Consider the following 23982-nt stretch of genomic DNA (forward strand, 5'->3'; position numbering starts at 1 on the left):
AAATGACAGAGATAAAGGCTAAAAAAAGTAAGCCTAAATACTCAACATTAAGAAATAGTATATATTTAATAAAAAATATTTGGAAGTGGGATAAGATATTGTTTCTATTTGGGTTTATGCAGATTCCTGCGTCTGTAATTGTTCCATTTTTGACAATTTATCTGCCAAAGTTAGTAATTGATTCAGTTACTAGTAAGGTATCTGTTGGCCAATTATTATTTAATATTGGAATGCCAATTGTAGGTATTATTGTTTTAAATACACTGCTAAATGTTTCGTTTTCTATAACAGGCTTTAGAGGTATTTCTTATAGAGCTAACTATACAGAATTGATTACAATGAAGGCCTTAGATACAGATTTCGAGAATATAGATGGTCCTGTAGGGCAAGAAAAGATTACAAAGGCACAAATGGCTACAGCTTCCAATAATTCAGCTGCAGAAACAATAATAAAGGTTAGCGTCACACTTATTTCTAATATTATGGGGTTATTATTGTATGGTGGAATAATAGCCACTATTCACCCAATCATAGTTGTATTTTTAGTTATGTCATCAGTAATAAATTATTTTCTAGGAGTGTATATAAGTAAGTTTGAGCATAGAAATAAAGACAATTTAGTTCCTATAGAAAGAAAGCTTAGATATGTAATAAATAAAACTGGAGAATTTAATTCTGCAAAAGATATGAGGCTTTACAGTATGTTTAAATGGTTTAAGCAAATGTTTATTAAGCTTAAAAAAGAAAAGATATATTATCAAAAGAAAAATATTTATAGGAGATATATTAGCAACTTTATTGATGGGGTACTTGTTTTATTTAGAGATGGGATAACTTATGGATTTCTCATATATTCAGTATTATATAAAGATATGACAATTGGAAATTTTGTGCTTTACTTTGGAGCAGTCACTGGTTTTTCTACATGGTTATCTGGAATTGTAGCTAACTTCAATTCCTTAAATACAATTAGTCTAGATGTGTGTGATTTAAGGGAATACCTAGAGATGGAAGACAAGATGAATAGGGCAGCAGGTGTAGATTTGCCATCATCCGTTGAATTGCCATGTGATATAGAGCTTAGAAATCTATATTATAAATATCCCGGTGCAGAACACTATACAATTAAAAATATGAATGTTCATATAAGAAAGGGAGAGAAGATAGCTTTAGTAGGGATTAATGGAGCAGGTAAAACTACATTAGTAAAGCTAATCTGTGGACTCTATACTCCTACAAAAGGTGAAATTTATATAAATGGGAAGAAGAGTAATCTTTATAATAGAGATGAATACTATACTTTGTTTTCAGTAGTCTTTCAAGACACGCATTTATTACCAGTAAGCATAGAAAAAAATATTGCACTGCAGCCAGAAAGTAAAATTGATTGTGTAAAATTAGAGAAGGTTCTTAATATGTCTGGGCTTATTGAAAAGTTAGATACATTACCAAAAGGTAAAGAAACTCTATTAGTGAAATCTATTTATGAAGAGGCAATAGATCTATCTGGCGGAGAGATGCAAAAACTTATGCTTGCAAGAGCGCTATATAAAAATGCGCCAATTATAATACTGGATGAACCTACTGCTGCGTTAGACCCTATAGCAGAAAGTGAAATATATGAAAAATACAACGAACTCACAAGAGAGCACACTTCAATATTCATATCACATAGATTATCATCTACAAGATTCTGTGACAGAATACTATTTATTGAAAATGGAACTTTGCTAGAAGAAGGAAGTCATGATGATTTAATGAAAAAACAGAGCCGTTATAAAGATATGTATGATATGCAAAGTTACTATTATAAAGATGACATAGGTGGTGAAAAATATGCATAAAAGCAAAATAAAATATAATATAAACACCTTAAAGATAGGGTTAAAGGAAATATTCAGCTTACAGCCTTGGTTAATACCTTGTGCTTTAATTGATGCAGTATTTAAGTCTATGGCTCCATTTATAAACATCTATATGTCTGCTAAGATTATAGACGAACTAATTGGAGCAAAGAATTTAGATAAGCTTAAGTTTCTAGTAGTAGTAACTATTAGTTTGAATCTGGCAGTTCATTTAATTTCTGCTGCACTAGACCATTTAGTAACTATGCTAAGAAACATTACAATGCAAAACCAAAAAATGAAGTTAAATGAGAAGATAGTGAATATGAACTACGAGCAGGTTGAAAATCCAGAAATTCATTTATTACGTACAAAGATTGCAGAATCAGAAAATATGAATGGTGGTGGGATTTCTGCACTTATAGAGTATCTTGCAGATTTAGAAAAGGGATTTTTCACAGTTGTAGTGTCAATTTATTTGGTGATAAATTTATTTAAATCAGAGGCAATCCTAGACAGTTACTTATCAATTATAAATTCTAATATTATTTCTTATGGTTTCTTAATTCTTGTAATTGTCTGTATTGGATTAAGTCTGAAAATGCAAACAAAATCTAATACTTTGTTTTTCAATAGTTTTTCTAAGGTTATGGATATCAATAGAGTTTTTGGATATTATTTTGGTCAAATTTTAGATTATAATGTAGGAAAAGAGATAAGACTATGCAATCAAAAAGAAATATTAATAAAAGAGAATAAGGATTTTACTCAAGGAACCCAAAAACTTTTTAACGATTTAGGTTATAAGGATGCTAAATATAGGGGATTTGACGGATTAATTACTTCATTAGTAAGTGGAACTATATATGTTTTTGTAGGGTTAAAAGCTATAGTAGGTGCTATAAGTATAGGAAGTGTTGTCCAGTATACAGGAAGTATAAGTCAATTTATGGAGGGAAGTAAGAGGTTTTTGACTTCTGTAAATGCTATTATAAATAATAATAAGTACTTACAACTATATATTGATTTTCTAAATATTGAAGATTATAAATATAAAGGAACTATACCTGTTGAAAAAAGAGATGATGATGAGTATGAGATAGAATTTAGAAATGTTTCTTTTAAATATCCGGGTACAGATATCTATGCGCTTAAAAATATATCGATAAAATTAGATATAGGTGAAAGATTAGCGATAGTGGGGATGAATGGATCTGGTAAAACTACGTTTATAAAACTTTTAGCTAGATTATATGAACCAAATGAAGGTGAGATACTTCTAAATGGAATAGATATAAGAAAATATGATTATGAGGAGTACTTGGGGTTATTTTCTATAGTTTTTCAGGATTTTAAACTTTTTTCTTTCTCATTAGGTCAAAATGTAACAGCTTCTGTGAGTTTTGATGAAGAAAATGTAAAGGAAGTTTTAAGTAAAGTTGGATTGGATAAAAGGTTAAGTACTATGATAAATGGGGTACAGACTTCTTTATACAAGGAATTTGATGAAGAAGGAGTGGAAATTTCCGGAGGAGAAGCGCAGAAGATTGCATTAGCGAGAGCGCTTCATCGTAATGCACCAATAATTATATTAGATGAACCAACGTCGGCATTAGATCCTATAGCTGAGTTTGAAATTTATACTAAATTTAATGATGTTGTAGGAACAAAGACAGCTTTTTATATATCACATAGACTTTCCTCTTGTAGATTTTGTGATGAAATAGCGGTATTTGATCGAGGCAGAATAGTGCAAAAGGGCAAACATGATGAACTTTTAAAAAATGAAGGTGGTAAGTATTATGAATTGTGGCAAGCTCAAGCAAAATACTATAATAGTGAGGTAAGTGCATAAAATTAGGTAGTATGCTAATTTAAAATAGAAAATTAGTTTCATTGAATCTTTAGTGTATATATAATATAATTATTTTAACTTAAATGTATAAAAATGTATTGGGATACAAATTTGTTCTAAGGGGAGAGGTATAAATGGTAACGTGTAAAAATATATTTGAGAACAAGAATATTGAAGTTGTAGAGTCTAGAGGTGGTGTTAAGGTTCTGGAGTACAAGAAAGACTTAAGTGTAAATGCTACTAATGCTATGGCTGCATATTTTGCTTCAGAGATGAATGTTAGAAGAAGACAAGTCCTAATTGAGCTAAAAGGCAATGCATATACCATCAGTGCTGGAGCAATGCAGTGGACTTCTGGAGCTGTTACAATGGTTGCTGATGTTAAAGGGCTTGGAGATTTGTTCGGTAAGGCTTTATCTTCTAAGGTCACAAAGGAATCTGCAATTAAGCCTAAATATCAAGGGAACGGCTTATTGATGTTAGAGCCTACTTATAGACATATCTTGCTTGAAGAGGTTTCTGATTGGGGCGGAATGGTGCTAGACGATGGACTTTTCCTTGCATGTGAGTCTAAGGTTCAACAAAAAGTAGTAGCAAGAACAAATTTGTCTTCAGCAATGCTTGGTAAAGAAGGATTATTTAATTTATGTCTAAAAGGTCAAGGAGTTGCTGTTCTAGAAAGTCCAGTACCAAGAGATGAACTAATAGAATTTGTACTTGAAAATGATGAGGTTAGAATTGATGGAAACTATGCAATTGCTTGGTCAGATACCTTAGATTTTAGAGTTGAGAAGTCTAGCAAAAGTTTAATTGGTTCCGCAGTTTCTGGAGAAGGTTTAGTAAATGTATATCGTGGCACAGGAAGAATACTTATGGCACCTATTCAATAAAATATTATATTTAATCTATATAGATAAACTACTTCATATTAGAACTTATCCAAATAAAGATTCGTAGAACCATCGAAATCTTTATTTGGAGTTTAATTACTGAAGTAGTTTATCAGTTCAGCGGAATAGATAATCCAGTTCCATTTAATAAAACTAAGTGATACTTATGTTAACTATTAATGGTAATAGGTTTATAAAAGATAGATTCTATTTGGAACTAGTTTATCTATAGATAAACCACTTCATAATTGAATTTATATTTTCAAATTCTCCTCTCAGAACCCAGAGGAATTTTGAAAATAGATTTCGGATTGAAGTGGTTCTTCTTATCTTATGCTTTAATGTTGATAATAAAAACTCTTTGAATGCGAAAGTAATAAATGTAATGGAGTTAAGTACCACGTTTTTTTAATACCCTCTTGACAAAAATCATTTCATTTAATATATTTAAAAAATAAGGCAATGATGAGAAGAGTAGTTACTTTCAAAACTTACAGAGAGTTCCTTTTGCTGAGATGGAACAGTATAGATTTTAACGAAACAAGGCTCAGAGCTTCATACGGATCTTAATTTTTATAATAAGTGATGCTATGACGTTTGTTCACGTTACAGAACTAGAGTATTAATTTGTACTCGATAAGATTAGTATGGTAACATGCTAATGAAGCAGGGTGGTACCGCGATTAATTCGCCCCTACAGATTATTGTAGGAGGTGTTTTTTTATACCCTTTTTTACTGTTTAAGGATTTAAAATAAAAAAAGTTAGTTTTGGATAACTTAAGTAATATATTATTTTGAATTTGGAGTCAGTAGATTTAACACTGATAAATCTAATATAGATTAGGTAATGAACTTTACAATCACATAGACTATTAATGGTAATTCAATTATAGATTTAAATAAACTAGTAAGTATATGTTATTACATTTAAGGAGTGTGAAAAAATGGAAGAAAGAAAAATGGAACGCCCAGTATTCCCAAAGAAAGCCGTTATAACTTCTGGGATGCCTTATGGAAATAAAGAACTACACTTTGGACACGTTGGTGGAGTGTTTGTTCATGCAGATACCTTTGCTAGATTTTTAAGAGATAGGATTGGCAAGAAAAATGTTATATTTGTATCAGGAACAGATTGCTATGGATCACCTATTTCTGCAAGCTACAGAAAAATGGTAGATGAAAATAATTATAAAGGATCTATAGAGGATTATGTTCGTGAAAATCATGAAAAGCAAAAAGAAGTGCTTGCTAAATATGAAATGGAGTTAAATCTTTATGCTGCATCAGCACTGGATAGAGCTGGAGAAATACACAAAGAAGTGTCTGCTAGTGTATTTAATAAATTATATGAAGGTGGATATTTAGTAAAATTATCATCTCCTCAGTTTTATGATCCAGATAAAAAAGTACTATTAAATGGTCGTCAGGTAATAGGTAAATGCCCAATAGAAGGATGTACATCTGAAAAAGCTTATGCTGATGAATGTGATTTAGGGCATCAATTCATGCCGATTGAATTAATAGATCCAAAGAGCATCTTATCAGGTAAAGTACCAGAACTTAGAGATGTTACAAATTGGTACTTTAAATTAGATGAGTATAATAGGCTTTTAAATGAAGAAGTAGATTATTTAAGAAAGAATACAAATTGGCGTAAGTATTTATTAAATACAATCGAAGAATTTTTAAAGCAACCAATTATATATGTTAAACGTAAGCAGTTAGAAGAGATAACAGATTTAGAAGGAAAGTTACCAAAACACACCATTATAGATGAACCAAAGAAGCCATCAGTTTCTTTTGTATTTGAAAATCTAGATGATAGAGATAAAGCAAGAGAAGTTTTTGATAAGCTAGGCATCCGCTTTAGAACTGGTAAGACTCTAGTACCTTTTAGATTATCAGGTAATGTTGAGTGGGGGATAGAAGTGCCTGAAAAAGAAGAACTTAAGGATTTAACTTTCTGGGTTTGGCCAGAGTCTCTTTGGGCTCCAGTATCTTTTACTAAAGCATATTTAGAAAGCATCGGAAAAGATTCTGAGGCATGGAAAGAATTTTGGACTGGAAAAGATTCGAAAGTATATCAATTTATTGGAGAAGACAATATATATTTCTATGGAGTTGCTGAAATGGCAATGTTTATGGCTTTATTAGGAATAGATAAAGATGATAAAGTAGACTTTGAAAATGTGAATCTTCCTCATCTAATTGCAAATAATCATCTCCTTTTTATGGATAAAAAAGCCAGCAGCAGCGGTTCTATAAAACCACCTATGGCAAGGGAGCTATTAGAATACTATACTGCAGAGCAATTACGTATGCATTTTTTAAGTCTTGGTTTAGTGAAAAAGAGCGTAAGCTTTGCCCCACAAGCCTTTATGGATGTGAAGGATAAACAAGGTCCTGATACTGTTTTGAAGGACGGTAATCTGCTTACAAATGTGTTTAATAGGCTTGTTCGTTCTTGCTTCTATACAGCACAAAAGTATTTTGATGGAACTATACCAGTAGGTGAAATAAGTAAAGAAATTTTAGATGAATCAAATGAAGCTATTTTAACTTATGAAAAACACATGTACAATCACGAATTTCATATTGTAACTTATGTTTTGGATAGTTATATCCGTAATATGAATAAATATTGGGTAAATAACATGAAGCAAGCAGAAAATAAGGAAGATAATGAATTAAGAAGACAAGTGCTTATAGATTCATTCCATGCCGTAAGAACAGCTATAACCTTAATACATCCTATTGCACCAAATGGCTGTGAGATGGTAAGAGAATATCTAAATGTAGATGAAAAGCTTTGGAGTTGGGATTATATTTTCAGTCCGATTAATGAACTTTTAGGTGATCCAGCTACTCATAAATTAAAATACTTGGAACCTAGAGTAGACTTCTTTGCAAAACATGAGAGTCAAATCTCTGGTTAACATTTACTAAATGATAAGCACTATGCTTAGATGAAAAACACTAATTATTTATTAAGCTTTAAAGAGAATCCTATTGTAGGGTTCTTTTTTTCTTTATATGAAATTCAAATTTAGTAAAAAAAATTTGAAGTAATAAGCTTATATATTTGTTGACAAGTGGTATGAAAAGGAATATTCTTATTTCAAGAAATGAATCGTGATTCATTTTTTATTAAGGAGATTTTTTATGGTATACAAAAAAACAGATAAAACTGAATTACGTAAAGATGAGAAAAGAAAACTAATTTTTGAAACTGCAGCTAAAGTTTTCGCGGAAAAAGGATATAACAATACTTCAATAAAAGATATAGCAAGTAAAGCTGAAGTTTCTGTAGGCACCTTTTATTTGTATTTTAAGAACAAGGAAGAGCTGTTTGAGGAATTATACGATCAAATGGAACAAATAATAAGCAGCATAAAAAATTATGCTATGAAAAAAGAAGTTTCAGTAGCGGCTGAAAGGTTTGCAAATGTAGTAGCTGCTTCTATGTGGACGTATCAAAAGTATAGGCAACTTGCAAAAATTTTGTTAGTAGAAGCTTTACGAATAAATTCACGATTTGAAGAAAAATATCAAGAACTTGTGATGAAATCCTGTGAAGATATGGAGGGTATATTAAAACATTTGAAAGCTATAGGAATAATTGATGTTCCAGATGTTAAGGTATCCGCTATAGTTCATGAGGGTTCGTTTAACTATGCCATTAGTTATTGGTTGAGAACTGAGGATAAAACTGATTTCAAAGAATATGGGTATCCTCTAGCAGTCTCTTCTCTACAGTCTTTAAAAATTGAGTTTTCTAAGGAAGATATACAAAGCACCATTAAAAGCATGTTTTTAGAATTAGATAGGGTGGCTGATGAAATAATTAAGTTCAAATAATTCAAGAAATTAAATTGACCGGAGGTGGATTTTTAATAGGTATATTAAGTTGTACTTGTTAAAGCTTATTATGATAGAATTGAATGAAATTAAGTTGCTTGCTCAAGGTGGGCAAGCAGAGATTTATGAACTAGGTAATGATAAAGTTATAAGAGTATTACGAAATGTGGAAGATGAGGGATATCTTAAAGCTGAAATGGTAACTATGCAAGCTTTAAAGAAGAAAAATAAGTCTGTACCTACAGTATATGAATATACGCAAGTAAATGGAAGACCTTCAATAATTATGGAGAGGCTTAAAGGGAATACAATGTTAGAGCTTATAAAGAAAAATCCTCTTCAGCTTTTTAAGTATGCTGAAAAGTTAGCTAATCTTCATGTAGAAATAACAACTCCAATTGAAGGGTTAGGTCTTTATTCAATTAGAGATAGAGCTACTCATCTAATACCAAAAGCAGAAATGTTAGAGGAGGATGTTAAGAAATTTGTTCTTGATATTTTAAAAGGATTACCAAATGGAAGTGATCTTTGTCATGGCGATTTTCACCCTGGAAATATCATGATAGTAGGTGATCAATACTATGTAATTGATTGGTTTGGTGCAACTTATGGTAGAAAGCTTTCAGACATGGCACACACTTATTTAATTTTAAGAAACACACCTAAAATCCCAGGGGTAAGCAAAATTCAGAACTATCTCATAGGTGTTTCAGGAACTATTATTTCAGGTAAATACTTATCTACATTGCAAAAGCTCCAAGGTATAGATTATAGCGAATTCTCCAGATGGATGGTCATTAGAGCTGCAGAAAGAGTTTATTATGGGATGCCTTTTGAAAAAGAGGCACTTGTTAATTTTATTAAAAGATGTATGAAAGCTCAAGCTAGTGGAGTAAATCCAGATGGTTGGTGGAAGTTTATATAAAGTTATAAAACTCTCTATATAGCTGTTCAGAAAAATCCTTTAATTGATAATAGTTGTATTTTGGTTTTGTGTTTTAAAAGCACCAAAAGTTTAACATGTTCTTTACAGCAGTATAAATTATATTGTTATTATTTGCGGTTTATTAATTACAAGTCTTACTAAGTCATTGGAATATAGGAAAAATAGCAGTTTTTTAGTAGCAGATTTTAAAAGACGATATTACCAAACTCAGTGAAGCTTCTAATATAATTGAAATTGATAGAACAAAATGTTATAATTAATTATAAAAATGAAGATACGAGGAAATTATTATGTAATTAAGTATATTTATCTAAGCAAAATTAGTGAGTATTTACAGTCGTTAAAAAACTATTTTAATGGACTTGTTTGTGTACTTAAATTTAGTTTAAATATAATTTACTTTTTATAACCATAATAATTACCTCAAAAGATTCACTCTTTTGAATATTAAAATTAAAATTTTAAATTGTTCATGTACGAAGCCTAGATAAAGTGAGATTGAGTACTATAAGTATAATTTAAGTTTAATTATTAGGTAATGTTATTAGTGTTGTGAAAAGTTAAATTCGCAGCACTTTTTTGTTGTGCAAATTTAAAGGAGATGAATTCATATGGAAAGAATTTATAAGTATCCAAGGACTCCACATCTTGAGGGATCAAGATTGCAACAGGGAGATGAGGATTTAGATAGCGTTAAATTTGAAAAAATTAAAGATAGATATTGTGTTTTAGAAGAAAAAGTAGATGGAGCAAATTGTGGCATTAGCTTTGATAACAATGGAAGAATGTATTTGCAAAGTAGAGGCCATTTTTTAAATGGAGGATATGGTGAGGCTCAATTTGATTTGTTTAAAACTTGGGCAAATACCTTTAGTTATAGACTTTGGGAGCTTTTAAGTGATAGATATATTATGTATGGTGAATGGCTTTATGCGAAACACACTATATTCTATGATAATCTAAATCATTATTTTATGGAATTTGATATATTTGATAAAATTGAAGAAAGATTTCTAAGTACAAAAAGAAGAAAGCAAATGCTTGAAAACTATTCTTTTATTAAATCAGTGCTGGTTTTAAAGGAAGGAATAATAAGATCTAAAAAGGAAATAGAGGTTCTTTTAGATAAATCAAATTTTAAATCAGAAGTTTGGCAGAAAAACTTAGAGCTAAGTTGCATTGAATTAGGTTTGTCCTATGATATTGCTAAGAAACAAACTGATAATACTGATCTAATGGAAGGTATTTATATCAAGTTAGAAGATGAAAACTATGTGATTAGCAGGCTTAAATATGTTAGAGCATCATTCTTAAATTCAATTTTAGATTCGGAAACCCATTGGGCTAATCGACCTATTATACCTAATAAACTTCAATGGGGAATTGATCTTTTTTCAGAGGAGGTGTAGTTATGGATATTGAGAAATTACTTAAACAAAAGGACTACAACTTTAAAGAACTAGTGAAAGATTTTCAAATAATAGAAAATCTAAAAGCTGTTAAGCAGAATTATAAATATCATGGTGAAGGCGATGTTTATATTCATACTAAATTAGTATGCGAAGAGATATTAAAACTTCAAGAATGGAAGACTTTAAGTGAAAGAGAGAAGTGCATTCTATATACATCAGCAATGTTTCATGATATAGGAAAATGGATTGCAACTAAAGAAGAAAATGGAGATTTAGTTTCTCCAAAACATGCAGTTAAAGGGGCAAAAATATTTAGAGATTTGGTATATAGAGAATACGAGCTTGATAGTGATATAAGAGAAGCCATAGCGGCATTAATAAGATATCATGGGTTACCACTATATTTTATAGAGAGAGAAAACGTAGATTATGATCTAATAAAGGCAGCAGAGATAACTAATATGAGATTGCTTAAGATTCTGGCAAAATGCGATTTGCTTGGAAGAATTTGCGACGATAAAGAAGAATTACTTGATAGAGTTGAGTATTTTGAAAGTTATACTAAAGAATTAGATTGCTACTATGGTCCTAAGAAGTTTAAGAACGATTATACAAGATTTTTGTATCTTGCAGAAAATAAAGTTTATCCTGGAGCAGAGATATTTGATGATAGGAGCTTTGAGGTTATAGCTATGATGGGACTTCCACTTGTAGGAAAAGATACTTATATCAAAGATAACCTTAATGGATATAAAGTTATCTCTTTAGATGATATAAGAGAGGAGCTTGGAATATCTCCAACCAAGGATTTTGGTCAAGTTGGAGCATTAGCATATGGTAGGGCAAAAGAATTTCTAAGAAGAAAAGAGAGTTTTGTTTGGAATGCTACTAATTTGCGAAGAGAAAACAGGCAAAAGTTAATAAGATTATGTACTGCATATGGTGCGAAAATAAGATTTGTTTATTTAGAAGTTCCTTATAAAGAGTTACTTTTAAGACGTAATGATAGAGAAAGGTGTGTTCCTGTTAAGGTTATAAACAATATGATAAAAAAGATGGATATGCTTGAAGGCGAGGAAATATAATCTGCTAGAAATTGTTTAACAAAATTCTAATGAAACAAATATGTTAATTAATTAGAAGTACTTAAGCTAAAATAAATGGAGCCTATCTTTTGGAGGCTCCATTAAAATTTTTATAAATTTATCCTATCTTCTTAGAGTATTGATTCTTTTAGCAACTAATGCAGCAACCACAGCCTTTATTATATCACCGATAATGAAAGGAAGTGCGCCTACAATAAATGCTCTATAAACACCGATTCCTGTAATATACGATAGCCATAAAACTCCTAAAATATAAACTACAACAATTCCGCCTATAAGGTTGGCTAATACCATTGAAATGATAGAACTATTCTTATTCTTTATTAAACTAATAACTATGGAACCCATAAGAAATCCGATAAGATATCCTCCGTTAGAGCCTACAATAACTCCTATACCTGAAGCTCCCCCAGAAAATACAGGAAGTCCAATGATTCCCATGAATATAAAAGTGATTACGCTTAATCCAGCTTGAAGTGGAGTAAGTACACAACCAACAAGCATTATCATCAATGTTTGTCCTGTAAGCGGAACTGGGCTAAAAGGTAGCGGAATTGAGATATAACCAAAAACAGAAATTAGGGTAGCAAATAATGCTGCATAAATCATATCGTTTATTCTAATTTTTTTTCTCATCTAAAGTCCTCCAATTTATTCATCGTAATCTTTTAAAATTTCATTTCTTAACCAATTTGTCCAATTAAGTATAAAATACTGAAGGTACATTGTCAACTTGAAAAACAAAAGAGGTTGACAATACGCTTTTAAAAACTTTAATTTGTAGCAATAAGATTTAAGTTATAGTAAATGAAAAATAAGTTTAATAAGATTAAATTTAATCGGTGAAAAATTGTTATTTACATGATATAATTAGACAGAATGTCTTAAAATGAAGTGTAAATATATAAAAAATATAAAGAATCAATTGTAAGTATATATATCGGATATTTTTAACTAAAGTCGGAAGGCTGTTTCTATTTTTCAAGGCTTGTGGTGAGAGAACTTAAAATATAATTGTTATTAAAAAGTTATGAGTCTATAACTAAGGAGAAGTGTTTTTGAATGAGAGTAAAATATAAACTTATCATCAGTTATTTGGTTTTAATTGTGTTTGCTGTAAGTGTTTTAGGTTTTCTAATTGGTAAGAAGTCAAATGATGCAGTATTTAAAGAGCTAGATGAGAAAAGTCAGCGTTTAACAGAATCAATTATTACGACCCTTAGTGTAAGAAATGATCTTCTGACGGAAAAATCCTACGGAGATCTGAATTTTGCAAATACTTTATTAGATGATTTTTCTGACCTAAGAGTGGACTATAATGAGAACGTTAAGATAGGGGAGTTCAATCTTCCAGTTCTATATACAGGGAATCAGAGGTTGTCCTTAGATAATACTATAGTAGATAAATTAAAACAGTCTACAGGTACTGTGGCAACAATATTCTTATTGCATGATAAGAAACTGATAAGAGTTTCAAGTACAATTTTTAAAGATAACAAAAGGGTATTAGGTACATATATATCAAATGATTCTGTTGCTTATAATAGAATAATTGATAATCAAGAATATATTGGTGACATTTTAATAGAAGGCGTTGGATACGTTACAAGAATGAAGCCTTTATTGGATAAGGATAATAAAGTTATCGGTGCAATAGGAATAGGAAATAAGAGTATTAATAATTACTTGGAGGAAACCATAAGTAAGGTTAAGCTTGGAAAAACTGGTTATGCATACATATTAGATTCTAAAGGAAATGTACTTATCCATCCAACTGAAAAAGGCAAGAATGTAAGTAATTATGATTTTGTTCAAAAGATGCACACAGGAAGTGGTGGAAGGATTGAATATACATATAATGGAGTTAAAAAAGTAGGATATTATCAATTTTTTGAGGCTTGGCATCTATATGTAGTAACTACGGCTGATTATGATGAATTAAGCTCTTCGTCTAAATCTATCTTGAATACTACTATAATTACTGGATCAATGATAATTATCTTAAGTGGAATTATAGGATTATTTTTGGCAAACACTTTAGTAAAACCGTTGGATAAGTTAAAATCATGCATGGAGATAGCTGGAAAAGGTGATTTAACTGTTCATTGTGACATAGAAAGTAAGGATGAAATAGGAATATTAGCCAATAGTTTTAATCATATGTTGGCTGAGAATAGAAGGTTGGTAGAAGAAACTTTGGAATACGATAAATTAAAAACTGAATTTATTGCTAATATGTCTCATGAACTAAGAACCCCTTTAAATATTATTTTTTCAACAGCCCAGCTGTTCAATGTGCTAATAAGCAAAGGAGAAGATCTTAATACTGATAAGATAAGAAACTATACATTCAGCATAAGGCAGAATTGCTATAGACTATTAAGACTTGTAAATAACTTAATTGATATGACTAAGATTGATTCTGGTTTTATGAAGTTGGAGCTTAGAAATGATAACATAGTACAAGTTATAGAAGAAATAACTCAATCTACTGCTGCGTATGTGGGGCAGATGGACAGAACAATTATATTTGATACTGATCAAGAAGAAAAAGTCATGGCTTTTGATGCTGAAAAGCTGGAAAGAATTTTGCTGAATTTAATTTCTAATGCAACAAAATTCACTGAGCCTGGAGACGAAATTAATGTTACTTTGTTCGATTATGAGGATCATATAGTAATTAGTGTTAAGGACACAGGTAGAGGGATTCCAGCGGATAAAGTTTCACAACTTTTTCAAAGGTTTAAGCAAGTAGACCCGTTGCTAAGTAGAAGTCATGAAGGCAGTGGGATAGGATTGTCAATTGTTAAGGCTTTGGTGAAGATGCATGAAGGAAAAATAGAAGTAAAAAGTGAATTTGGAAAAGGTACAGAGTTTATAATAACCTTACCAGTCAAAATTATTGCAGAGAAAGAAGATATAAAAGTTAATAGCAATTTTACAAATCAATCAAAGGTTGAAAATATAAATATTGAGTTTTCAGATATATATAATTAATATATTTAGACATTTAAATAGCAAGGTGGTTATCAACATCTGTAAATAATAAGCTAAGGGTATTATTCATATCCTTAGCTTATTATTATTTATTATGTTTTTAGGAAACAGTTTTTTATATTATATTTATTTTAGATTAATCTACTTTAGCGATTCAATAAGGTTGTTAGCAAGATCCTCCAATGAATCTGAATCATTTTCTTTCATGGAAGAATTTAAGGTTATGCTATTATCTAAGATAGTCATCTCTTTCATACTTTCTAGATGCTCACGAATTAATCTTCCAGATTGAGGAGCCCAAGAACCATTTTCTATGAGACCGAAAGTACGGTTTTGAAGATTTAATGCTTTCATATCCATTATATAGTTATGCATAGGTGGGTAGATATTTAAATTGTAAGTTACACAAGCTAAAACTACATGACTATATTTGAAGGTTTCTGAAATCAAGTAGGATACATGAGTACTTGAAACGTCATACATAACTACATTTTTTAAACCTTTTTTAACTAGTCTGGTTGCAAGGTCATTAGCAGCAGCTTCAGTATTACCATACATTGTTCCATAGACTATCATAACACCTTTTTCTTCTGGCTCATAACGACTCCATTTGTCATATTTATCAAGTAAATATCCAAAATAATTACGCCATACTAGTCCATGGAGTGGGCAGATGAGCTTTATATCTAGTCCGCTAGCTTTTTTAAGCAACGATTGAACATGTGGTCCATATTTGCCTACAATGTTTGTATAGTACCTTCTAGCATCTTCAATCCAGTTTTTGTCATAATTAACTTCATCATTAAACAACTTACCATCTAAAGAACCAAAAGATCCAAAGGCATCAGCGGAAAATAAGGTGCCGTTTGTGATGTCGTAGGTTACCATTGCTTCAGGCCAATGTACCATTGGAGCAGACACAAATACAACTTCATGCTTTCCAAAAGACATCTTGTCGCCTTCTTTAACTACTATTGTTTTGTCATCTATATGAAATCCGAATTGATGCATAAATAAAGAGGCTTTTTCGGTGCATATTATTTTGGTTTCAGGATATCTAAGAATAATTTCTTCTATACATGCAGCATGATCTGGTTCAACGTGGTTTATTACCATATAATCTAGAGGTCTTTTTCCCAAGACTGCATTAATATTTTCTATAAACTGTCTACAGATTGACCAATCTACAGTGTCAAATAGTACAGATTTATCATCTAATAAAAGGTAAGAATTATAAGAAACCCCACTTGGTATAGGGTGAATATTTTCAAATAGAGCAAGGCGGCGATCGTTACCACCAATCCAATATAAATCCTCAGTTATTTCTCTAACACAATACATGAATTTAATCCTCCTTTACGTAACCTATTATTACGTATACTAAATTATATAAACTATACTTCAATGAACATTGTCTTTTCTTCACCACAAGAAGGGCAGGTCCATTCTTCAGGTATATTTTCGAAAAGTGTTCCAGAAGTTACTTCTCCATCAATATCACCTACAGAAGGATCATATTCATAACCACATCCGTTGCAGACATAATGTTTCCAGGTAGGAGTTATTTTCTTTTGAACAGCTTTCTTCATCTTCTTCATTGGAGGTGCATCTTTTTTTGCTTCACCGTTGTCTAAGGCTGCTGCTAGTAGTGGGAGGATTTCATTTAAATCTCCAACTATTCCATAGTCAGCATTTTTGAAAATCTTTGCATTAGAATCTATATTTATAGCTACGATAGTAGTAGCATCTTTTATACCCTTTAGATGTTGGCCAGCGCCGGAGATACCACAGGCAATATAAAGATTGCCGTTAAACTTTTGTCCAGACATGCCAACGTAACGATTTAAAGGAACGTATTTAAGGGTTTCAGCTACAGGACGAGAAGAACCTATAGCAGCACCAGCTTGCTCAGCTAAAACTTCAATTAAGTGCATATTTTCTTTTTCTCCTATGCCCATACCTGCACTGACAACTCTATCAGCTTTACTTATAGGAGTATCTAAAGGTATTCCTACAGTGAAATCATATCCGTCGTCCTTTAAAGCCTTAACAAGAGAAGCAACCCTTTCTTCAGCGGTTCCTTGTTTAAAGATTACTTTCTTTCTAAATCCTGTTGCGGGTTCATGCTGAGGAGCTTTACTAGCATGTTCAGTTTTTGGCATCTTGCCGATTATATGAGAGGAGATAACCAGTCTCTGAATTTCGTTAGTTCCTTCATAAATAGTACAGATTTTGGCATCTCTGTAAGCACGTTCAACCTCCATGCCTTTTAAATAACCACTACCACCAAAGATCTGAAGAGCATCATTAACAATTTCAAGACAAACATCTGAGGCATACTGTTTTGCCATAGCGGCTTCCATGCTATAGTGCTCATGTTTTTCCTTAAGCTCTGCAGCACTATAAATAAGTAATCTAGCAGCCCTTAGTTTAGTTGCCATATCCGATAGCTTAAAGGCTATGATTTGTTGCTGGCAGATAGGTTTACCAAATTGAATTCTTTCTTTGGAATATTCAAGCGCATTTTCATAAGCTCCCTGAGCAATTCCGAGAGCCTGAGCTGCTATACCAATACGACCACCATCTAAAGTAGCCATAGCGATCTTAAAGCCTTCACCTTCTTTGCCTAGTAGATTTTCTTTAGGAACTCTTACATCATTGAAGATAAGTTCTGCGGTAGCAGAAGAGCGGATTCCCATTTTGTCATAATGCTTTCCAAAACTAAAGCCTTCTGAGTCCTTTTCAACAATGAAAGCGCTGATACCTCTTGTACCTATATTCGGTGTGGTAACAGCAAAAACAACATATATATCAGCCTGTCCAGCGTTAGTTATAAAGATTTTTGAACCATTTAAAATATAATAATCACCTTCAAGTACAGCTGTGGTTTCTGTACCACCAGCATCACTTCCAGCATTCTCTTCAGTTAAACCAAAAGCACCAAGCTTTTCGCCCTTAGCAAGTGGAACTAAATACTTTTGTTTTTGCTCTTCAGTGCCATAAGCAGCTATTGGGTAAGTGCCTAAAGATGTATGTGCAGAAAGGATAACTCCTGTGCCGCCATCAACTCTTGATAATTCTTCTACTGCTATGGCATAGCTAATTACATCTAAACCTGCTCCACCATATTCTTTTGGATAGGGTATACCTAGCATCCCCATTTCAGCTAGTTTATGAACTGCTTCTGTTGGAAATTTATTTTCTTGATCTAGCATGAATGCTATAGGCTTTACCTCTTCTTCAGCAAACTCTCTGATTTTTTTTCTTAAAGTTTCATGTTGTTCTGTGGTTTTGAAAGACATATAATTCCCTCCCTCAAATCAATATTTTAGTGAATGGAGGTAGAGGATTCCTGTATCGAAACTTAAGTTATACTTGTTCGATAATCCAGGCTTCTGGGGATTATCGGGCACGTATAACTTAATAGTTGAGTTAGGAATCCTATATAGAAGTCCTATCCAAAGATGTACCAGTTCGAGCCGAAATCTATTTTTAATATTCTAACGGCTTCTGGTTAGAAAATTTAAAAATAATAAATTTTATTACGAAGTGATACATACATAAAGACTTAATTTATGCCTTTGTTAAATAATCAATTATATGATTCTTAAACATACACAAATTAATAGATTAGCTAGGAATCCTGTAATTAATACATATATTACATAATATACCTTATAAAAAGTATACCTATTTAATGTATATATTAACCTCCTGTACTAAATATATTGATTAAAGGTTTACAATAGAACCTTTAAAATTATTTACATTATCTATAAACTGGCCTTATAATACTGCTTTGGAGATAATTGAAATTCTTTTTTAAAGGCTCTTACGAAACTAGAATAATCTATAAATCCACAAAGTGAACAAACTTCTCCAGCTTGCATACCAGTTTTCAGAAGATCAGCAGCTCTTTTGGTTCTTTTCTTTTGTATATAACCATATAGGGTAAACCCTGTTTCTTTCTTAAACAAATGCATAAGGTAATACTTATTAAGATAAAAAGTATTTGATAGCATTTCTATAGAAATGTCCTTCTCTAAATTAGAGTTAATGAAGGTTAAAACTGATTCTATTCTAGGATCATATTTAATATCCTCAATGTTCTTATCTGCATTCATATCTAAGAAAAATCTATTGATTTTAACCATAAACTGAATAAACAAGGCATTTTTTAGTATGGTGCTTCCAAAGGCTTTGTCCTGTATTTCCTCCTTAAGCTCCTGTAAGTTTTTCTTTAGTAGCTCTATTTGTTTTATATTTAATCTAATAAGGTTAAGTTTTCTTTCAGAAGCTATTTGAAAGCAGCTGAGAAGATCGCAGTTATCCATATTATGTTTTTCTAGGAATAATGGATTTAACCAAAGTATTATTCTTTCATATGGTTCAGTTTGACTTATTATGGGAAGATGAAGGTCATTTTTGCCTACTAATAATAAGTCCCAAGGTCTAAGTTTATAGGATTTTCCCTCAATGATATATGTCACATCTCCTGATATAAAAATGATTATTTTATCAAAGTCGTGATAATGTACCTCAAAGTCGTTTTTTTTCTGATCTTTGAGATTAAAGAAAAGAAAATCATCATTAAGATAACCTCTCTTTATTTTTTCTGTAGAAACACTTTCATTCAATATAAACACCTCAGATTTTATTAAAATAACTTTTCAGATGAATAGATAAACAGTTTCTATTAATCAGAGCTTATCTAAATCTATATATGTTATTAATTGTAATTACATTTTAATTGAAACTAGCCTATCTATAAATTATAGCACTTTATGCAATGTATTAAGCATTTAATTCAAGAAAATCTGCAAAAGTTGAGAATATAATATAAACATAATAAGAAAAAAGGCACGAGAGTATCTTCTAAATCTTGATGATAAACTATGCCTTAAAAAAGTTTGGAGGAACTGATATGAAATTGTATGAAGTGTTAAAAGGAATAAACTACGAGATATTAAATGGCAGAGATGATTTAGATATAGAGAGTTTAACTTGGGATTCTAGGGATGTAGGACAAAAATCACTTTTTATAGCTGTAAGAAATAGAAATGTAGATAGACATGATTTTATATTTAATGCAGTAAGTAGAGGGGCTATCGCTTTGATGTTAGAACATGAGATTAGTGGTCTGCCAAAAAATGTTACAGTAATAAAAGTTAAAGAGGGAAGAAAATCAATGTCTCTTGCAGCACAAAACTTTTATAATAATCCAATTAGTAAGTTAAAGACCATTGGTATCACAGGCACAAACGGAAAAACCTCTGTGAGTTATTTTATTTCAAAGATACTTGAAGTATTGGATCTAAAATGTGGAGTAATTGGCACTATACAAAACACTATTGGCATTCAAAAAATGAATACTAAAAAGTTAAATCCAACTACGCCGGATGCAATAGAACTTCAAGGAACCTTTGCGGAAATGTTAGAACTTGGAGCAACCCATGCAGCTATTGAAGTTACTTCTTCAGCTTTATCTCAAGATAGAGTTTATGGATGCGAATTTGATGTTGCTGTATTCACTAATCTAACTCAAGATCATTTAGAAGAGCACGGAACTATGGAAAATTATAAAAATGCTAAATTGAAACTATTTAATATGTGTAAGAGAGCAGTGATAAATATAGACGATTCATTTTCTAACGATATATTAGCTGCTGCAAATTGTAAAATAATAACTTATGGTGTTGATAAAAATTGTGATTTTAGAGCCACGGATATCGAATATACAAATAGTGGTGTGAGGTTTAAGCTTCAATATAATTGTGAGACAAGAGAAGTAATGCTTAATATACCAGGTAGGTTTACCGTATATAATGCGTTGGCAGCAATAGCAAGTTGTTATAGCCTGAATATTAGTATTGATGATATTGTAAATGCGGTTAAAGAAATAAAAGGAGTGCCAGGAAGATTTCAAGCTGTAGAAAATATCAAAGGTATTTTAGCAGTAGTAGACTATGCTCATTCACCAGATGCTATTGAAAACATACTAACTTCAGTTAAAGAAATCACTAAAGGCAAAATAATTACTGTGTTTGGCTGTGGTGGTGATAGAGATTCTGGTAAAAGACCACTTATGGGAGAGGCTGCTGGTAAGTTAAGTGACTACTGCATAATTACTTCTGATAATCCTAGAAGTGAAGAACCAGATTTAATAATCAATGATATTGAGAAAGGTCTGATTAAAACTGGATGTATGTATGAAAAGATAGAAGACAGAAAGCAAGCAATCTTCAAAGCACTTAGTATTGCAGAACCTAAGGATGCAGTAATAATTGCTGGCAAAGGACATGAAAACTATCAGATATTAAAGAATGAAACTATACATTTTAGTGATGAAGAAGTAGTAAAGGAATACTTTATAAACAATCATTCTCATGATGATTTTCTGATAGGTTAAAATATTATGTTTAACTTTTAACAATAGTCTTAAATATGATTAAGTTTTTAAAGGTTATATTAAAATTCAATACAGTAAATTAAAAGGAGTTATAGATATGAGAAATATTTTAAAGAATTATAAGATGTCTTTAATGCTTATATTATCAATATTATTAGGAGGTGCCATAGGAGTAATATTAGGACCTAAAGCTAAAGTTTTAGAACCCTTTGGACAGATATTTCTAAATCTAATGTTTACTATAATTGTTCCGTTAGTATTCTTCAGTGTAGCATCGGCTATAGCAAATATGAGTGGTGTAAATAGATTAGGTAAAATAATGATAACTATAATTTTAGTATTTATATCTACAGCAATTATCTCAGGTGTATTGGCTATAATAGGATCTCTTTTATTTAATCCAACTAAAGGCTTAGACTCAGATTCAATTAAAAATATATTGTCTCAAGGTGGAGCAAATATTAGTAAAAGTACCGAGAACATTTCCTTATCACAGCAGCTAGTAAAAACCTTTACTGTTAGTGATTTCTCGGAACTTTTTTCAAAGAATAATATGCTTCAAATTATAATATTTTCAGTGCTTTTTGGAGTATCCACAGCCTTAGTGGGAGAAAAAGGTGAGGTAGTAAAAAAGTTTATTGATTCAGTGACGACTATAATCATGAAGATAGTTAATATTATTATGTACTATGCTCCAATAGGCTTAGGTTGCTATTTTGCTTCTGTGGTAGGGCAATTAGGAACACAAATCTTACAGGGATATTTAAAAGTGTTTTTATTATATTTAGGATTAACAATAATAAATTATTTTATATTTTTTAGTGCATATTCCTATATTTCATCAGGAAAAGAAGGCTTTAAGGCTTTCTGGAAGAACGTAATATCTCCAACAGTAACTGCTCTAGCTACTTGTTCAAGTGCCGCTTCTATACCAGTCAATCTTGAGGCTACAAAGAAGATAGGTGTGCCTAAGGATATAGCGGAAACTGTAATACCTCTTGGAGTGAACACTCATAAAGATGGATCAGTTATTGGTGGCGTATTGAAAATAATATTTTTATTTGGATTGTTTGGAAAAGACATTAATAGTATACCAATGTTATTATCCATATTAGCAGTTGGTTTTTTAGTAGGAGCAGTGATGGGAGCAATACCTGGTGGTGGAATGATTGGAGAAATGCTTATAATAAGTATCTACGGATTCCCAATTGAAGCACTACCTATAATTGCTGTAATAAGCACAATTATTGACGCTCCAGCAACAGTATTAAACTCAACAGGAAATACTGTATGTGCTATGATGGTTTCAAGATTTGTTGACGGTAAGAAGTGGTTAAAGAAGGCTTGAATGCAACAAAAATTTTATTTGATAAAATGCAAAGTATAGTAAGTAGCGAAAAAATAAAAAGCCTGTGTAAAATTGGTGAAAATCTAAAATTACAATTTAAAACACCGCAAGATTCATTTGAATAATGTGGTGTTTTAAGTAATTATTTTTTATTTTATTTTATTATCTTTGTGAGTTTGTACTAATATACCAGTACAGCCACATATTATTATAGACATAACAATAATGCCACTAAATATAACCTCTATTTCTCCCATTCCATTCATTAGTTTTTCAAAAATACTTAATAAAATAAATGATAAAATACCACCACTTATTCCATATAATAATCCCCTCATAAATTTCCTCCATTTATAATTTAAGAATTTTATCCTTATGTCAGAAATTATTACTAGTTAAACCTGATTAACCTAACCAGCTTTGCTCATCGATAGGAACATTGTGGTTTATTTCCAAGAATAAACCAATAGATGACGCTAGTGCAATCCAATCCATTATTTGTATAATAACATTAGGTATATGTAAATAGTAACTCATAAGTGTGGTAACTAAAGTAAGTAAGCAATATAATGCTGCACAAAATATAAAAACTCTAAACTTTGTGTTTAACTTAAACTTTTTTTTAATAAATTTAGATAGATTCGTTTTACTATTTATTTTCAAGAAAATTAAGAATGAAGATATTATAACTAAGATTTTAATAATGAAATTTATATAGTCCATTTTATGCCTCCAAGAATTTTATATAAAGATATATATACAAGTATAAGTAACTTTTTAAATCCACGTATTGAATTACCATATTGAAGTTCTATTATTTCATTAGTATTTTCACTGAAAGTGAGTTCGTTACTTCTACACCAATCAATACTTAATTACTTTCGATTATACCATTTAAAACCAAACGATTCTATACTGTGTAGTTAATTGAAGATTTCTATTTTTCTTTTTCACAGTAAACTTCAATTTTTAATGAACATTATTATAGATGAACTGCTTTAACCCTTTAACACTATTTTATAAAATTCTTATAATGATTTTAATTATAAATTCTTAAACTTTGTTATATCATATATCGCTAGCTGAATGTGTATACATATTTATACTATTAGCTTCTGTATTAAATAAATGTTGATATTTTATAGCTTGTCCTTCTAGCTAGCTGTAACAACATTTATTTAATACATAATAGAAGGCTTTTTTAGTAGTAATACCTACTGAATACCTTTAGTGTAATTTCTCCGAATTTTAGGTGGATAAGGAGATAGATTTTATATTGATTTTCATTACTAATAGTTTTTTCCCTCTTACTTCAT

Annotated in this window: 17 protein-coding genes and 1 other annotated feature; of the genes, 11 read left to right on the forward strand and 6 right to left on the reverse strand. The window is 30.9% G+C overall.

What is annotated here, in order from left to right; translation table 11 throughout:
- Positions 1-2: 2 nt before the first annotated feature.
- From JHL18_RS22300 to JHL18_RS22335, 8 genes are all read left to right on the forward strand, one after another.
- Positions 3-1844, forward strand: coding sequence for an ABC transporter ATP-binding protein (locus JHL18_RS22300; protein WP_200273358.1), 1842 nt, complete (start codon positions 3-5; stop codon positions 1842-1844).
- Positions 1837-3699 (forward strand): ABC transporter ATP-binding protein, encoded by a 1863-nt coding sequence (locus tag JHL18_RS22305; protein WP_200273360.1) that lies wholly within the window; start codon positions 1837-1839, stop codon positions 3697-3699. The genes JHL18_RS22300 and JHL18_RS22305 overlap by 8 nt, the downstream gene beginning before the upstream one ends.
- Positions 3700-3833: 134 nt before the next feature.
- Positions 3834-4589, forward strand: a complete 756-nt coding sequence (locus JHL18_RS22310) for an AIM24 family protein (RefSeq protein WP_200273362.1) — start codon at positions 3834-3836, stop codon at positions 4587-4589.
- Between the two features lie 453 nt (positions 4590-5042).
- Positions 5043-5288, forward strand: a binding site (T-box leader).
- A 246-nt stretch (positions 5289-5534) separates the two neighbouring features.
- The gene (locus JHL18_RS22315) at positions 5535-7526 is read left to right on the forward strand and encodes a methionine--tRNA ligase (protein WP_200273364.1); all 1992 of its coding nucleotides are present in this window, start codon (positions 5535-5537) and stop codon (positions 7524-7526) included.
- Between the two features lie 226 nt (positions 7527-7752).
- Entirely contained in the window at positions 7753-8448 is a 696-nt protein-coding gene (locus tag JHL18_RS22320) for a TetR/AcrR family transcriptional regulator (RefSeq protein ID WP_200273366.1), read from the forward strand.
- A gap of 55 nt (positions 8449-8503) precedes the next feature.
- Positions 8504-9373: a phosphotransferase gene (locus JHL18_RS22325; RefSeq protein WP_207753092.1), complete on the forward strand. Its 870-nt coding sequence runs from the start codon at positions 8504-8506 to the stop codon at positions 9371-9373.
- 632 nt (positions 9374-10005) lie between these two features.
- Positions 10006-10803 (forward strand): RNA ligase family protein, encoded by a 798-nt coding sequence (locus JHL18_RS22330; protein WP_200273370.1) that lies wholly within the window; start codon positions 10006-10008, stop codon positions 10801-10803.
- A 2-nt stretch (positions 10804-10805) separates the two neighbouring features.
- Positions 10806-11891 carry an AAA family ATPase gene (locus JHL18_RS22335; RefSeq protein WP_200273372.1) on the forward strand — a complete coding sequence of 362 codons (1086 nt, stop codon included), beginning with the start codon at positions 10806-10808 and terminating at the stop codon, positions 11889-11891.
- 123 nt (positions 11892-12014) lie between these two features.
- Here JHL18_RS22335 and JHL18_RS22340 read toward each other — a convergent pair whose 3' ends face one another.
- Positions 12015-12548, reverse strand: a complete 534-nt coding sequence (locus JHL18_RS22340; RefSeq protein WP_200273374.1) for a biotin transporter BioY — start codon at positions 12546-12548, stop codon at positions 12015-12017.
- A gap of 426 nt (positions 12549-12974) precedes the next feature.
- Here JHL18_RS22340 and JHL18_RS22345 point away from each other — a divergent pair, with 426 nt between their 5' ends.
- A complete protein-coding gene (locus JHL18_RS22345; protein WP_200273376.1) occupies positions 12975-14909 on the forward strand; it encodes a Cache 3/Cache 2 fusion domain-containing protein in 1935 nt (644 codons plus the stop codon).
- Positions 14910-15050: 141 nt separating this feature from the next.
- Here the strand turns inward: JHL18_RS22345 and JHL18_RS22350 are convergent, their stop codons facing one another.
- The 3 genes from JHL18_RS22350 to JHL18_RS22360 all read right to left on the reverse strand — a co-directional run bounded on the left by JHL18_RS22350 (position 15051) and on the right by JHL18_RS22360 (position 19546).
- On the reverse strand, positions 15051-16250 hold the full coding sequence (locus JHL18_RS22350; RefSeq protein ID WP_200273377.1) for an FprA family A-type flavoprotein: 1200 nt from the start codon (positions 16248-16250) through the stop codon (positions 15051-15053).
- Positions 16251-16303: 53 nt separating this feature from the next.
- Positions 16304-18211, reverse strand: coding sequence for an acyl-CoA dehydrogenase family protein (locus tag JHL18_RS22355; protein WP_200273379.1), 1908 nt, complete (start codon positions 18209-18211; stop codon positions 16304-16306).
- Between the two features lie 471 nt (positions 18212-18682).
- The gene (locus tag JHL18_RS22360; RefSeq protein ID WP_200273381.1) at positions 18683-19546 is read right to left on the reverse strand and encodes an AraC family transcriptional regulator; all 864 of its coding nucleotides are present in this window, start codon (positions 19544-19546) and stop codon (positions 18683-18685) included.
- A gap of 287 nt (positions 19547-19833) precedes the next feature.
- On the opposite strand from JHL18_RS22360, the gene JHL18_RS22365 reads away from it, so the two are divergent.
- Together JHL18_RS22365 and JHL18_RS22370 are read left to right on the forward strand one after the other, a co-directional pair.
- On the forward strand, positions 19834-21318 hold the full coding sequence (locus JHL18_RS22365; RefSeq protein ID WP_200273383.1) for a UDP-N-acetylmuramoyl-L-alanyl-D-glutamate--2,6-diaminopimelate ligase: 1485 nt from the start codon (positions 19834-19836) through the stop codon (positions 21316-21318).
- 97 nt (positions 21319-21415) lie between these two features.
- Complete coding sequence (locus JHL18_RS22370; protein ID WP_200273385.1) at positions 21416-22666, forward strand: dicarboxylate/amino acid:cation symporter; 1251 nt, start codon at positions 21416-21418, stop codon at positions 22664-22666.
- Positions 22667-22815: 149 nt separating this feature from the next.
- Here JHL18_RS22370 and JHL18_RS22375 read toward each other — a convergent pair whose 3' ends face one another.
- A complete protein-coding gene (locus tag JHL18_RS22375; RefSeq protein WP_200273387.1) occupies positions 22816-23004 on the reverse strand; it encodes a hypothetical protein in 189 nt (62 codons plus the stop codon).
- A gap of 67 nt (positions 23005-23071) precedes the next feature.
- Positions 23072-23203, reverse strand: a complete 132-nt coding sequence (locus JHL18_RS26395) for a hypothetical protein (protein WP_274600990.1) — start codon at positions 23201-23203, stop codon at positions 23072-23074.
- Positions 23204-23982: the final 779 nt, after the last annotated feature.

The organism is Clostridium yunnanense, from assembly GCF_016595795.1.
GTDB lineage: Bacteria > Bacillota > Clostridia > Clostridiales > Clostridiaceae > Clostridium_AR > Clostridium_AR yunnanense.